Annotated in this window: 12 protein-coding genes and 1 pseudogene; 9 read left to right on the forward strand and 4 right to left on the reverse strand. The window is 62.2% G+C overall.

Translation table 11 applies throughout. From position 1 onward, the window contains the following. Positions 1-200: 200 nt before the first annotated feature. On the reverse strand, positions 201-446 hold the full coding sequence (locus NKI21_RS26535; RefSeq protein ID WP_352868175.1) for a helix-turn-helix domain-containing protein: 246 nt from the start codon (positions 444-446) through the stop codon (positions 201-203). Between the two features lie 116 nt (positions 447-562). Here NKI21_RS26535 and NKI21_RS26540 point away from each other — a divergent pair, with 116 nt between their 5' ends. The 3 genes from NKI21_RS26540 (at position 563) to NKI21_RS26550 (ending at position 2530) form a co-directional block, all read left to right on the forward strand. Next, positions 563-1138, forward strand: coding sequence for a hypothetical protein (locus NKI21_RS26540; protein ID WP_352868178.1), 576 nt, complete (start codon positions 563-565; stop codon positions 1136-1138). A 73-nt stretch (positions 1139-1211) separates the two neighbouring features. Continuing rightward, positions 1212-1457, forward strand: a complete 246-nt coding sequence (locus NKI21_RS26545) for a hypothetical protein (RefSeq protein WP_352868181.1) — start codon at positions 1212-1214, stop codon at positions 1455-1457. 38 nt (positions 1458-1495) lie between these two features. Further along, entirely contained in the window at positions 1496-2530 is a 1035-nt protein-coding gene (locus NKI21_RS26550) for a recombinase family protein (protein ID WP_352868184.1), read from the forward strand. 342 nt (positions 2531-2872) lie between these two features. Here NKI21_RS26550 and NKI21_RS26555 read toward each other — a convergent pair whose 3' ends face one another. The 3 genes from NKI21_RS26555 to NKI21_RS26565 all read right to left on the reverse strand — a co-directional run bounded on the left by NKI21_RS26555 (position 2873) and on the right by NKI21_RS26565 (position 6186). Then, complete coding sequence (locus NKI21_RS26555) at positions 2873-4090, reverse strand: MFS transporter (RefSeq protein WP_352868187.1); 1218 nt, start codon at positions 4088-4090, stop codon at positions 2873-2875. Between the two features lie 57 nt (positions 4091-4147). Continuing rightward, positions 4148-5584 carry an RNA polymerase factor sigma-54 gene (gene rpoN / locus NKI21_RS26560; RefSeq protein ID WP_352868190.1) on the reverse strand — a complete coding sequence of 479 codons (1437 nt, stop codon included), beginning with the start codon at positions 5582-5584 and terminating at the stop codon, positions 4148-4150. Between the two features lie 68 nt (positions 5585-5652). Beyond that, positions 5653-6186: a peroxiredoxin gene (locus tag NKI21_RS26565; RefSeq protein ID WP_352868193.1), complete on the reverse strand. Its 534-nt coding sequence runs from the start codon at positions 6184-6186 to the stop codon at positions 5653-5655. A gap of 1639 nt (positions 6187-7825) precedes the next feature. Between NKI21_RS26565 and NKI21_RS26570 the strand changes: the two genes are divergently transcribed. The 6 genes and pseudogenes from NKI21_RS26570 to NKI21_RS26595 all read left to right on the forward strand — a co-directional run bounded on the left by NKI21_RS26570 (position 7826) and on the right by NKI21_RS26595 (position 14027). After that, complete coding sequence (locus NKI21_RS26570) at positions 7826-9028, forward strand: cytochrome P450 (protein WP_352868196.1); 1203 nt, start codon at positions 7826-7828, stop codon at positions 9026-9028. Positions 9029-9119: 91 nt separating this feature from the next. Continuing rightward, positions 9120-10409, forward strand: coding sequence for a cytochrome P450 (locus tag NKI21_RS26575; RefSeq protein WP_352868199.1), 1290 nt, complete (start codon positions 9120-9122; stop codon positions 10407-10409). A gap of 1 nt (position 10410) precedes the next feature. Further along, positions 10411-10536: pseudogene (locus NKI21_RS26580) on the forward strand (ferredoxin); the annotation flags it as partial. A gap of 168 nt (positions 10537-10704) precedes the next feature. Beyond that, entirely contained in the window at positions 10705-11547 is an 843-nt protein-coding gene (locus tag NKI21_RS26585; RefSeq protein ID WP_352868251.1) for an SDR family oxidoreductase, read from the forward strand. Further along, positions 11547-12890 carry a cytochrome P450 gene (locus NKI21_RS26590; RefSeq protein ID WP_352835075.1) on the forward strand — a complete coding sequence of 448 codons (1344 nt, stop codon included), beginning with the start codon at positions 11547-11549 and terminating at the stop codon, positions 12888-12890. The genes NKI21_RS26585 and NKI21_RS26590 overlap by 1 nt, the downstream gene beginning before the upstream one ends. 147 nt (positions 12891-13037) lie before the next feature. Continuing rightward, entirely contained in the window at positions 13038-14027 is a 990-nt protein-coding gene (locus tag NKI21_RS26595; protein ID WP_352868201.1) for a polyprenyl synthetase family protein, read from the forward strand. Positions 14028-14070 lie beyond the last annotated feature (43 nt).

The following is a 14070-nucleotide window of genomic DNA, read 5'->3' on the forward strand; positions in this document are numbered from 1 at the left end:
TCCCGATATTCCGAAATAATGATCTCAACTGGCTGTAACCGCTGGCGTAGCGCCGCTTCCAAAAGGGCTGCAAACTGCAGGTGGTCGAATGTCCGCTTCCCGGATGTGACGACGGCATTCCAACGACCGAAATGAGGCGCACTGCCGCATTGATTGGGAAACAGCTCATCCGTAATGCCGCCCGCAAGTGCCGCCTTCGGCTAGGTGTTTGCGGTACCGCGCGACAAACGCACGCCAGGGCCACCGCCATTCTCTGGAATAAATTCTATTCCGGCTGCTTCGAGAGATAGCTTCAGCACTTGCAGGATCGATTCAGATGCTGGTTTCGAACTACGTTCGAACTGCACGATCGTCCTCAAACTTACCTTGGATAAATCCGCCAATTCCTGTTGAGAAATGTCGAGAAGCCCACGGGCCGCGCGAACTTGGGCCGCACTTACCTTCATTGTTCAAATGCCCTGCTGCACAAAAGTGCAAATATGCTTGTTTTAGGAAACGGCCGTCGGAAGTGGTTCCCGCTTCCAACAGTCTAACCACGCCCACGCTTTGCGGAGCTCGGATCATGGCTGATTCCGACCATAGCACGACTATGCCTCTCGTCCCGAATGGCAGGAATCCGACGCCGAAACGGTTGCCAGATTCAGACCCTCCAGTTCTACTGTGGCGAGATTGGTTGCGGGCGCAGCATGTCTCTCAGATCCTTTGCCGTCTTCAGCAGCGTTTAGAGAGGCGTTATCTCGACGCTAGACGCGCGGAAGCGATGGAGAAGCAGGTCGCCTATTTGATCGCCTGCCAAGCGGAGGTCGAGGCCACCACTGTGGCCTTGAAGATTCAGGACAAGCTACCCCACATACGGGCGCGGTCGCTTCTTGGTATCGTCGCCAAGCTCGAAATCATCGCAGGCGCAGATCGCGATATCGACGACCCGACAGACTTTCCTTGGCCACATATTGCTTCCGTCCTTGATGACCTGAAGGAAATAGCTGGGAGCCTGCCCTCAGAACGCCCTCAACGATCCGTGATTCAGGCGGACTGTCGGCGTTATCAAGAGATAGCAGCTGACCTGGTCGGTGTAGAAAAGCGGGTCGGTAGCCTGGATTTGGAGCGGCGGCCTGTCCTTGGCATCAAGGGGGAGTAGAAAAAGAAACTCAGGCGTAAAATACGGCTATTTGGCGCTGAACCGATTTCGGCGACCCTATCTCGATGCAGATATGGTCGCGACGGAAATGGTGAGAGCGAAGCGGCGCGTCACGAAACGTGTCGAGCAAAACGCCGAGACCGATCTATTTTCATGCCATCGCACCGTGGACGAAGCATTCCTGGAACGAACGGCCCTCTTGTTCGAGGCTCGCATGGGACGACCCCTGTCAACGGAAAGCGCCCGGGAAATCGTTGACAATCTCGGCGGATTCTTCCGCATCCTCGCCGAATGGGAACGGATTGACCGGCGCAAATAGTTGGCGCTTCACCTGACGGCCTTCGGTGCGACCGTGCCATGAACGCGACCCAGATGAACCAACGACTTGTCCGGACTGCCAAGCCGGCAGGCCTTGTAAAGGCGCTGCTTTACGCGCGCGTCTCCTCCCGGGAGCAGGAAAAGGAAGGCTTTTCCATCCCGGCGCAATGCAAACTGCTGCGTGACTACGCAATACAACAGCGGTTCGACATCGTGCAGGAGTTTGTCGACGTCGAGACGGCCAAGACCACCGGCCGGACCAACTTCACCGAAATGGTCAAATATCTGCGAAAGCATCCTGGCGTTCGAAGCGTGCTGGTCGAGAAGACCGACCGGCTCTATCGAAATCTGAAAGACTGGGTCACGCTCGACGAGTTGGATGTCGAAATCCACCTTGCGAAGGAGGGCGTGATACTTTCGCGCGACTCACGCTCGTCGGAAAAGTTTATGCACGGCATCAAGGTCTTGATGGCCAAGAACTATATCGACAACCTGTCAGAAGAAGCCCGCAAGGGGCAGATGGAGAAGGCGGAGCAGGGCATATGGCCGACTAAGGCTCCGCTGGGCTATGTCAACACCACGGGGAAGGATGGCAGAAAGGTTATTGAGCCGCATCCTGAACTGGCTCCAGTCGTCACACAGCTGTTGGAGCGTTACGCAACGGGCCAGTATTCGCTCAAGGCCTTGGCCAAGGCAGCCCATGGCGATGGGCTGATTTATCCCAAGAGCGGCAACCCGGTTCCGGTCAGCACCGTGCATATGATCCTGCGCAACCGCCTCTATACCGGACTGTTCCAGTGGAACGGCAAATTGCACCAGGGCAAGCACGAACCTCTCATATCGATTGAACTATGGCAGCGCGTTCAGGGCGTACTGACGGGCCGCAATTCGGTGCCAACCCACCCGATAGGAAACGAGTTCGCCTTCACGAACTCCCCATCGAACTCATCGCCAAAACGACTTCCCAAGTCATATATAGCTCCTAGGCTATGTGGTCAAGATCACAAGCTGCCGAACGATAGTCTGCGGCCGAAACAAGGTACGCGCGATCGAGATAATCCGGCCGCCCGTTGACACGACTGGCAATTCGCGACCTGTCTGCGCTATCGAGCGGCATCGTCACCGGCGTTCTGACGGCATGGCCGGCGCGTAGCTGTCGCTTGCCCAGAATGCCGGCTTGTCGTGAAAGGTATGACCGCCAGCAAGGGTTCCATCGCGCCGGCAGCGCTCACCGTCGCCAAATGGAAACCGGTGCCGGCGAGTTTGCGTGTCTGGCGGCGAAGGTCGCCATGGCCCGGAGGTGAAGCCGGCGAGGCAGCTGCGCTGGTCCATGCGTAATCGTGTGGAGAACCGCGCCGCGCCGTGCATCGCATCTCTCGTCCCGCTGCGCTGCTGAGGCCTTTTCTGTCAGGCGGTCTAGGTTTCGCGCTTCGGGCCGACCAGGAACACTATGAGGGCAGCGACGAACGTGGCAACAGCACTGTAGGCAATGGCGCTTGTAATCCCCGCATTCTCCACCAATAGTCCGCCGAAAATCGCGCCGGCTGCGATTGCCACTTGGAATACTGTGACCAGCAGCACACCGGCGCTTTGGGCCTGCTCGGGAACGGCCCTCCGTACCATCCACGTCTGCAATCCCACTGGCACGGCGCCGAAGGCAAACCCCCACGCGGCAACAGCAATCGCCGAGGCCAAGGCCGATGCTCCCGCCGTCAGCAGCGAAACAGCGGCTATCGCTATGAGCAGCGGTGCAAGGGCCGCGACTGCCTTGAGACTGTACTCGGCCAGAAGCCCGCCGGCCAAATTGCCGAAGAATCCGCCGATGCCAAAAGCCAGCAACACAAGCGAGATCGTCTCGACATCCAGCGCGGGAATCTTCTCAAGGAAGGCGCGGATATAGGTGATTCCGGCGAAGTGGCCGGAAGCGACTAGCAGGACAACCAAAAGCGCAACCTTGACCATCGGAATCTTGGCCACATCCAGCAGGCTGCGGAAGCTAGCCACTCCAATCGGAGGCAGTCTCGGAATGGTTATGAGTTGCACGAGCAGTGTAGCGGCGCCGCCGGCTGCGGCGAGCATGAAGGCGCTTCGCCATCCCCAAATATCGCCGACATAAGCGCCGATTGGAGCTGCGCAGACGGTAGCTACGGAAACGCCGGTGAGGATGATCGACATGGCGCGCGGCAGGAGGTGGCTTGGAACGAGCCGCATCGCCAGTGCTGCCGACATCGACCAGAAGCCTCCGAGCGCTATGCCGAGCACGACGCGTGCAGTCAGGAGAGCCGCCAGCGACCACGCGCCGGCCGCCAGAACGTCCGACAGGATCAGCAGCAGCGTCATGGTCCACATGACGGTCCTGCGGTCCAGGCGCTTTGTGATAATGGCCACAGTCGGCGCCGAGATCGCCCCGACGATAGCTGTCGCCGTCATCGCCTGTCCAGCCGCTCCCTCGCTGATACCGAGATCATGCGCGAGGGGCGTGAGCAGGCTGACAGGCAGAAACTCTGCCGTGACCAGCCCGAAGGTGCCCAAGGAAAGCGAAATGACCGCACCCCATGCGGGACCAGACGGTGGGACGGGCTTTTCTGGGTCGTGCAGAACAGCGTCCATGACGCCTGCTGCGGATTGGGTCATGAACGAAGTCTCCACTTTGATGCAATGCAACATGATGTTGGCTGCCTTGACCCAAATCTAAAAACACAAGCGCATTTCCCGGCGGCGTTGCACGGAGGAGGGGATGTTCATTGCTTCGCGATATTTTGTGACGGTGCGGCGCGCAACATCGATGCCGGTTTCCTTCAGCCGGACAGCGATGTCCTCATCGGAAAGCACGTCGCCGGGAGATTCTGCGGAAATGATCGCTTTGATCCGATGCCGGACAGCTTCGGCGGAGTGCGCATCGCCGCCTTGGCAGGACGCGATCGCGACGGTGAAAAAATACTTGAGTTCAAAGACTCCGCGCGGGGTAAGCATGTACTTGTTCGAGGTCACCCGGCTTACCGTCGACTCGTGCACGCCGATCGCGTCAGCGACGGTTCTAAGATTGAGAGGCCGCAGGTGGGCGACGCCATGTTCCAAAAAGGCATCCTGCTGACGCACGATTTCAGCCGCAACCTTAACAATCGTCTTGGCGCGCTGATCGAGGCTGCGGATTAGCCAGTTCGCGTTTTGCAAGCATTCGTCGAGAAATGCTTGATCTTTCGAATTCTGGGCAGTTTGACGCGTGACTTCGGCATAATAGGTTTGGTTGATCAGCAGCTTTGGCAGCGTGGCGGGATCAAGTTCGATCTGCCACCCGCCTTGCGGCGAGGGCGTGACCCAGACGTCGGGTATGATTGATTCAGAGGCACCGGATTCGAATCTGTTCCCAGGCTTGGGATCGAGCGCCCGAATCTCATGCATCATGTCGAGAAGGTCTTCTTCATCGACGCCGCAATGCTTCTTCAGTGCCTCAAAATCCCGTCGCGCAAGCTTTTCAAGATGGGCAACCAAAGCTGCCATTGCCGGGTCGAGCCGATTTCGCTGGCGCAACTGAATCTCGAGGCATTCTCTGAGACTTCGCGCAAAAACTCCCGGTGGATCAAATTGCTGCAAGGTTCCGAGAACCCGTTCCACAACAGCCTCATGGACATTCAGGCTCTCGGCCAGCTCCAAAAGGTTTGCCCGAAGGTAGCCAGTGTCTTCCAGATCGGCGGCAAGCTGGCCAGCGATCAGCCGCTCCTGTGGTGTGAACGCAGTGAGGGCGATCTGACGAGCGACATGGTCGTGCAATGTTTCGGCGAGGGTGGCATACTCGTCGAGGGAAGGGCCATTGCCGGGCGGGTTGTTGGTCGTGTTGCGAAGTGATTTCCATTGCCCGAGCCGTTCAGGCGAACCTCCCCCGGTCGGTCCTTCAACGGCGTTTGCCCCAGGGCCGACAGGCTGATCCGCTCCCGAAATCGAAACGTCGTCAAAAGCACCGCCATCGCTTGATGCAGATTCCAAGAGCGGGTTCTTCTCAATTTCCCGCTCCACGAACTGATGCAGTTCAGTATGCGCCAGTTGCAGCAAGCGAATCGACTCAATGAGTTGAGGCGATGCCACCATGGATTGCTTCTGGCGTTGAAGCAGGCTTGCTGAGGATTGCATGGTGAGCGCGATAATCCTGTCGAGGAGCCTCTTGGGGCCGGCACTGGCACCAGTGAGACGTTTCTAGGTCAAGCGGCGGCTTTCAGCGTTTCGAGAACGTTTTGCGGGGATGAGACGCCATAGGGGTCGGCCTCGCAGTTGTCGGAGAAACCTTCCTCCTCGAACCAGTGCTCCACCACGCCATTGTTGATCAGGGCGGCGTAGCGCCAAGAGCGCATCCCGAAGCCGAGATTGTCCTTGGCGACCAGCATGCCCATTTTGCGTGTGAACTCGCCTGAGCCATCGGGGATGAGCTCGACCTGCTTCAGGCCCAAGGACTTCCCCCACGCATTCATGACGAAGGCGTCGTTGACTGAGAGGCAGTAAATCGCGTCAATTCGCTCCTTCTCAAACTCATCATAGAGCTCTTCGAACTGGGGCAATTGGTAGGTCGAGCAGGTTGGTGTGAAGGCGCCAGGCAGCGAGAACAGGATGACCCGCTTGCCGGCAAAGTAGTCGTCAGATGTCTTTTCTTCCCAGCGATATGGATTTGGCCCCTGGACTGACTTATCGTGAACGCGCGTGAGAAAGGTGACGAAGGGAACTTTCTTTTGAACTGTCATCAAGTTGCTCCTAAAGAAGAAAACTGCCGTTGAATTCTGGCATAGGCTGGCGCAATTCCGAGCAAAGGCTCGTATGCTCGGGCACGGAATGAGGGCCTCGGCGGCTCGCAACTTCCTTTTCCATCCCGACGTATGGGAACGTCTTGGCGGCTGGTCTTGGCCACGCGAACGCAATCGATCTGAGCGAGCTGGAGACCGTTGAGCCGCTTGCTTTCCACGGCTATGGCGCCGGAAGCGGGATCGGTCACCCGCGATCGTGCCCGGGGAAAAGGGATAGCGGCCGGAATTAGCCAATATCGCAAGCATGTGGCGACCTGAAATGTCACTTCACGCAGACTCGGGTCACTGGACTGGTTCAGCGTGTTGTCGATATGTGGCAGTGACCCGCCGGCCTTGGCTTGGGTGACCCTTTGACGGGGCCCTTGGGCACTCCCATGCTGAACAGAACCGGTAAACGGCATTTGCGCGAGCGGCCCGTGTTGGCGTGCCGGCATCGGACCAGCCATGCGCAAAGCGGCCACCGAGAACGGCCTTCCGGAGGAGACGATGTCCCGATGTTCAGCGGGAACGGGCACCGTCTCCTCAGGCCACTGTCTAGAGCTTCGCGCGTCGGGCATGGTGCAAGTCGCTTTCATCGTAATTTGATGGTGCTCTAACCAGGAGCAGCAAGCGGCGTGCCATTTCAAATAGAGGTGCTGTTGGACCGCCCCCTTCTTCTCGGAGGCGGTGTCTTAGAAGACCGGGAGCGCGCTATGCCGCCTCGTCACATAGGCAACAACGATGCTGTATGGTGCGGATATTCGGCGCTTCAGCCCCGGCTGGGCAAAGAAGAACCGGAAGCCGAGCCGATGCACCACCTGAGGCTGGCGGGCACTCCAGTCGGAGCGTGTGCCGCTAGCGTTCATGGGTGCGCAGCACGGCTATCGCGAACACGCGCCTCTCGCAGCAACATGAGCGCGCGCTCTTGGGCAAGCGCCTTGGCGCCGTGAGGATCGAATTCCCCAATCGTGTCTGTTTGCCGCCCTCTTATGTTCGAAACTGGACCAGAATGTCGCAGGCCCGACCTAAAGGTCGCCCGAGGCGTTCTGTCCGACACTGTTCCGTCGCCTTTGTTGGCCCGCGACACCGGCTTATTTCGCCTAGCTCTTCTCTGGCCTCAGGCTAAGCCGCTGAGAAGCTGCCACAATTTTTTTCTGCTGCGGCCAAATTGGCACGAGATTTGAAGCACCTTCGTTGCGGGCCGGGAGCCGCCGACCGACTTTCATTTCGTGGATGACACGAATGGAGCGAAGAAAGAAAAGCAAAATGTCAAATCCGCGTCGGATAGCGTCTAACAGCAGGGGGCCTTCGGCGAAACCGCCCTACCAAACAGCGCGTTGGCCTTGTCGACCCTTCCGCAGGAAATCTTGGCTGGCGGCGAGTCAAAGGCCCACCACACCGACTTTATCCTGACCTGGAAGGTGCAGGATAATGTTCTGCATCTCGCCGCGCGATGTGCCTAGACAGTTACGCGTTAGCCGATCTTGATAATCGGTCTGCCTCCGGACGACGTCGTCTACATGCCGTCTTAGGTCTTCTCTACCGCAGCGCCCGCCGGTCACCTTCCGCCCTTCCATCGCTATAGAGTGAAGTGCCACCCATGTCCGAACAACCTTTGCCGACGCTACCGATGTGGCGCGTCGATCACATTGAGCCCTCGCCTGAGATGTTGGCGCTACGGGCCAACGGTCCGATCCACCGCGTGCGCTTCCCGTCCGGGCACGAAGGCTGGTGGGTGACAGGCTATGACGAGGCCAAGGCGGTGTTGTCCGACGCGGCGTTCCGGCCTGCGGGAATGCCACCGGCGGCATTCACGCCGGATTCGGTGATTCTCGGTTCGCCAGGATGGCTGGTCTCGCACGAGGGGGGCGAGCATACGCGGTTACGCACGATCGTGGCGCCGGCCTTCAGCAACGGCAGGGTGAAGCTGCTGGCGGAGCAGGTCGAGGCGATCGCCGCGCAGTTGTTCGAGACGCTGGCGGCCCAGCCCCAGCCCGCCGATCTGCGGCGCCACCTCTCCTTTCCGCTTCCCGCCATGGTCATTGGCGCGCTGATGGGCGTGCTCTACGAGGACCACGCCTTTTTCGCCGGGCTGTCCGACGAAGTGATGACGCACCAGCATGAAAGCGGCCCGCGAAGCGCGTCGCGCTTGGCCTGGGAAGAACTCCGCGCCTACATTCGCGGCAAGATGCGGGACAAGCGTCAGGATCCGGGCGACAACGTGCTGACGGATCTGCTCGCGGCGGTCGACCAGGGCAAGGCGACCGAGGAAGAGGCGATCGGCCTGGCGGCGGGCATGCTGGTGGCGGGGCACGAGAGCACCGTCGCGCAGATCGAATTCGGCCTGCTGGCCATGTTCCGCCATCCGCAACAGCGCGAACGCCTGATCGGCGATCCATCCCCGGTGGACAAGGCGGTAGAGGAAATCCTGCGCATGTACCCGCCGGGCGCCGGCTGGGACGGCATCATGCGCTATCCGAGGACCGACGTGACCATCGCGGGCGTGCATGTTCCCGCGGAGAGCAAGGTGCTGGTCGGCCTGCCGGCGACGTCGTTCGATCCGCGCCATTTCGACGACCCGGAAATCTTCGACATAGGACGTGACGAAAACCCGCACCTGGCGTTCTCCTATGGGCCGCACAACTGCGTCGGCTTGGCGCTGGTCAGGCTGGAACTCAAGGCGGTGTTCGGTTCAATCTTCCAGCGCTTTCCCGCGCTACGCCTGGCCGTGGCGCCCGAAGAACTGAAGTTGCGCAAGGAGATCATCACTGGCGGGTTCGAGGAGTTCCCGGTGCTCTGGTGATGCGGGGACGCCACCAGGAATCGCGACGTTCTCGAGTTGCCGGCGCGCCTGCCGCGCGCCGATCAGATCAGCCAGCCAACAGGTGACCAAGATGGACGTGCAAGATACCACGGTAGCATGCCGGGACGCCTTCGCCGAACTGGCGTCGCCAGCGTGCATTCAGGACCCGTACCCATTCATGCGGTGGTTGCGCGAGCACGATCCGGTACATCGCGCGGCGTCGGGCCTCTTTCTGTTGAGCCGCCACGCCGACATCTACTGGGCGCTCAAGGCCACGGGCGATGCTTTTCGGGGGCCGGCGCCAGGCGAACTGGCGCGCTATTTCCCGCGGGCGGCGACCAGCCTGTCGCTAAGTTTGCTGGCGTCCACTTTAGCGATGAAGGAACCACCAACGCATACGCGTCTGCGCCGGCTGATCTCGCGCGATTTCACCATGAGCCAGATCGACAAGCTGAGGCCGACCATTGCTCGCATCGTCGCAGCGCGCCTGGACGGCATGGCGCCCGCGCTGGAACGCGGGGAGGCGGTGGACCTGCATCGGGAATTCGCGCTGGCCTTGCCCATGCTGGTTTTCGGCGAACTGTTCGGCATGCCCCCGGACGACATGTTGGGGCTCGTCGGCGGCATCAGCGCCATTCTGGAAGGCCTGAGCCCGCACGCCAGCGATCCGCAGCTCGCCGCGGGGGACTCGGCCAGCGCCAGGGTGCAGGCCTACTTCGGCGACCTCATACAGCGCAAGCGTACAGATTCCCGCCACGACATCGTGTCAATGCTGGTCGGCGCACACGACGACGATTCCGACATGCTGTCGGATGCGGAATTGATCAGCATGCTCTGGGGCATGCTGCTGGGCGGCTTCGCCACCACTGCCGCGGCCATCGGCCATGCGGTCCTGGCGATGCTGGCGTATCCCGAACAGCGGCATTGGCTGAAGGGAGATGCCGTGGGGGTGAAGGCATTCGTCGAAGAAGCCCTGCGCTACGACGCGCCCGCCATGTTCAGCTCCATTCCGCGTATCGCCCAGCGCGACATCGAACTGGGCCGCGTGGTGATCCCGAAGAACGCGGACGTGCGCGTGCTCATCGCGGCCGGCAATCGCGACCCGGACGCCTTCGCCGATCCCGATCGCTTCGATCCCGTGCGGTTCTACGGCACCAGTCCTGGCATGTCGATCGACGGGAAGATCATGCTGACCTTCGGCCACGGCATCCACTTCTGCCTTGGTGCCCAACTGGCCCGGGTGCAGTTGGCCGAAAGCCTGCCGCGGATCCAGGCGCGCTTCCCCACGCTGGCATTGGCCGAGCAGCCGACCCGGGAGCCCTCCGCGTTCCTTAAGACATTCCGCGCGCTGCCGGTACGGCTGCATGGGCAGGAGGGCTGAGATGCGCGTCGTAGTCGATCAGGATCTGTGCGGAACGACCGGGCAGTGCGTGCTGACGCTGCCGGGCACCTTTCGCCAGCGCGAACCGGACGGCGTGGCCGAAGTGTGCGTGGCGACGGTCCCGCAGGCGCTGCACGCCGCCGTGCGGCTTGCGGCCAACCAGTGCCCGGTCGCCGCCATTCGTGTCATCGAGAGCGACGCTGGCCATGACGAGCGCGCCAGCGCCGACCCTGCGCCTTCTCCGGTGGAGGCCGAGCGGCATGCTGCGAAAGACCAGTGCAATTCAGGAGACACGATGGGACGGTTTGAAGGCAAGGTGGCCGTGGTGACCGGCGCCGGCGCCGGCATCGGCAAGGCATGCGCTCTCGCCATCGCGCGCGGGGGCGGCAGAGTGGTGGTGGCCGACATTGATGGCTCGGCGGCCATCGCCTGCACCGCGCAGATCGCGGCCGAAGCAGGCCACGCGCTGCCCATAGCCATGGATATCGCTGATGAGCAGGCGGTGGCAGCGCTGTTCGAGACGGCGGAGCGGCACTTCGGGGGGGTCGACCTGCTGGTGAACAATGCGAGCGCCATGCATCTGACCCCGCGCGACCGCGCCATTCTCGACCTGGACCTGGCGGTATGGGATCAGACCATGGCGACCAATCTGCGCGGCACGCTGCTCTGCTGCCGGCAGGCCATCCCACGGATGATCGCCCGCGGCGGTGGCGCGATCGTCAACATGTCGTCGTGCCAGGGGCTCAGCGGTGACACGGCGCAGACGTCCTACGCCGCGTCGAAGGCGGCGATGAACATGCTGTCGGCCTCGCTCGCCACCCAGTACGGTCACTCTCAGATCCGCTGCAACGCGGTTGCGCCGGGTCTTATCCTGACCGAGCGTCTCCTCGCCAAGCTGGACGAGTGCATGCAACGGCATCTGCGCCGGCACCAGCTCCTGCCGCGCGTCGGCCGTCCCGAGGACGTTGCCGCACTCGTGGCGTTCCTGCTCTCCGACGATGCTGCGTTCATCACCGGCCAGGTCGTGTGCATCGACGGCGGCATGCTGGCGCATGTGCCGACATACGCCGACGGTGGCAACAGCTGCGCCGCGCGCCCTGCCGGCGATACCGAATCGGCGGCGGCGGCGCGCTGCTGATGGACATGCTGCTCAACCCACTCAACCGTCGGCACCGGCTGCGATGCGACATGCCGGTAATGCCTGGCGCTTTCCCCCTGGTCGGGCATCTTCCCGCCATTGTCTGCGACCTGCCGCGCCTGCTGGAGCGCGCGCAACGGACGCTGGGCAGCCACTTCTGGCTGGATTTCGGCCCTGCCGGACATCTGATGACCTGTGTGGATCCGGACGCTTTCTCACTGCTCAAGCACAAGGACGTGTCCTCGGCGCTGATCGAAGAGATCGCGCCCGAATTGCTTGGCGGAACGTTGGTTGCCCTGGACGGCGGCGCGCACCGGCAGGCGCGCGATGCCATCAAGGCAGCGTTCTTGCCCAAGGGACTGACCCAGGCCGGGATCGGCGACCTGTTCGCGCCCGTCATCCAGGCGCGGGTGCAGGCGTGGCGCGCCCGCGGCGAGGTAACCATCCTGCGCGAAACCGGGGACCTGATGCTGAAGCTCATCTTCAGCCTCATGGGAATCCCCGCGCAGGATCTGCCGGGATGGCATCGCAAGTACCGGCAATTGCTGCAATTGATCGTAGCCCCCCCGGTCGACCTGCCCGGACTGCCCTTGCGGCGCGGCCGTGCCGCCCGCGACTGGATCGACGCGCAGTTGCGCCGGTTCGTCCGCGATGCGCGCGCGCATGCCGCGCGCACCGGGCTGATCAACGACATGGTGAGCGCCTTCGACCGCAGCGACGGTCCGCTCTCCGATGACGTCCTGATCGCGAATATTCGCTTGCTGCTGCTTGCCGGTCACGACACCACTGCCTCGACGATGGCCTGGATTGTGATCGAGCTGGCGCGGCAGCCTGTGCTGTGGGACGCCCTGGTCGAGGAGGCGCAACGCGTGGGCGCGGTGCCGACCCTGCACGCGGACCTGGCGCAGTGTCCGGTCGCCGAGGCGCTGTTTCGCGAGACACTGCGCCTGCATCCGGCGACCACGCTCCTGCCGCGTCGCGCGCTGCAGGAATTGCAACTCGGCCAACGGCGCATTCCCGCGGGCACCCATCTATGCATCCCGCTGCTGCATTTCTCGACCTCGGCGCTGCTGCACGAGGCGCCTGATCAGTTCCGCCTGGCGCGGTGGCTGCTACGCACAGAGCCGATCCGGCCGGTTGACATGCTGCAGTTCGGTACCGGCCCACACGTCTGCATCGGCTACCACCTGGTATGGCTGGAAATGGTGCAGTTCTGCATCGCCTTGGCGCTGACCATGCACAAGGCCGGGGTGCGGCCGCAGTTGCTGAGCGACGTCGAAAAGGGCCGGCGCTATTACCCGACCGCACATCCGTCAATGAAAATTCGAATAGGCTTTTCATGAGCTGGCATCGCATGCCCTGTGTGGCAAGGCAGCGGCGCCGGCGGGGCGCGGCATTGCTGCACTCAGCGCACGCACTCGTGTGACGCCGGCAACACCGTGACGACTTGCGCTCGCCGTGGCCGTCTCAGCTACAAGGACATCAACAACATGCAGACCGGTTCCACTCCACGCGACCGAATTGGCGTTTCCGCATTCGGCGGATTGGGCGCGCAGGCGCGCGGCGCCTCTGGCGGGCTGCTCCCGGAGATCTGGATGCAGGACGGCGCAAAGCGGGTCGAACAGGCTCTGGGGCGTCTGCTCTGCGCCGAAGACGACGGTAAGACAGAGCTGATGGCGGCCATGCGCTACGCCACCTTGCATGGCGGGAAGCGCACCCGCGCCTTGCTCTGTCTGGCTGCCGGCGCACTGGCGGGCACGCCGGCGCACATGCTCGACGACGTCTGCGCCGCCATCGAGATGATGCACGCCTGTACCCTGGTCCACGACGACCTGCCCGCGATGGACGACGACGTGCTTCGCCGCGGCCTTCCGACCGTGCACGTAAAGTTTGGCGAAGCCACTGCGATCCTGGTCGGCGATGCGCTGCAGGCCCACGCCTTCCTCACCCTGGCGAGCCTGGATGCGCCGGGCGACAACCGTATCGCGCTCGTGCGCGAACTGGCGCAGGCGGTGTCCGCCGAGGGTGCCGCAGGCGGGCAGGCCATCGATCTGTCGTTGGTCGGAAAGCCTGCCGGGCTGGACAGGATCCTGGCGATGCATGGGATGAAAACCGGAGCGCTAGTGCGCGCGTCGGTTCGCATGGGCGCGCTATACTCCATCGCGGAGGATGCCGCGCACGCTGCGCTGTATAATGCGCTCGATCGCTACACCGCCTGTTTCGGCCTGGCTTTGCAGGTGGCCGACGACATTCTCGACGCGACGGCGGATACCGCGACTCTTGGCAAGACCCCCGGCAAGGACGCGGCGGCGCAGAAGCCGACCTGCGCGTCGATCATGGGGCTGCAGGCTGCGCGCCAGTTCGCCCTGTACTTGTTGCACGACGCCGGGGAGGCCATCGCCCCTCTGGGGCCGCGTGCGGAAGGGTTGGCGCAGATGCTGCAGCGGGCCAACCTCTATCTGTCCGCGCCATACGCATGAGCGTGCGCATCCGTAAGGACTCGCCCCTGTGCTGCTGCGATCG

The organism is Mesorhizobium sp. M0715, from assembly GCF_040320355.1.
Classification (GTDB): Bacteria; Pseudomonadota; Alphaproteobacteria; order Rhizobiales; family Rhizobiaceae; genus Mesorhizobium.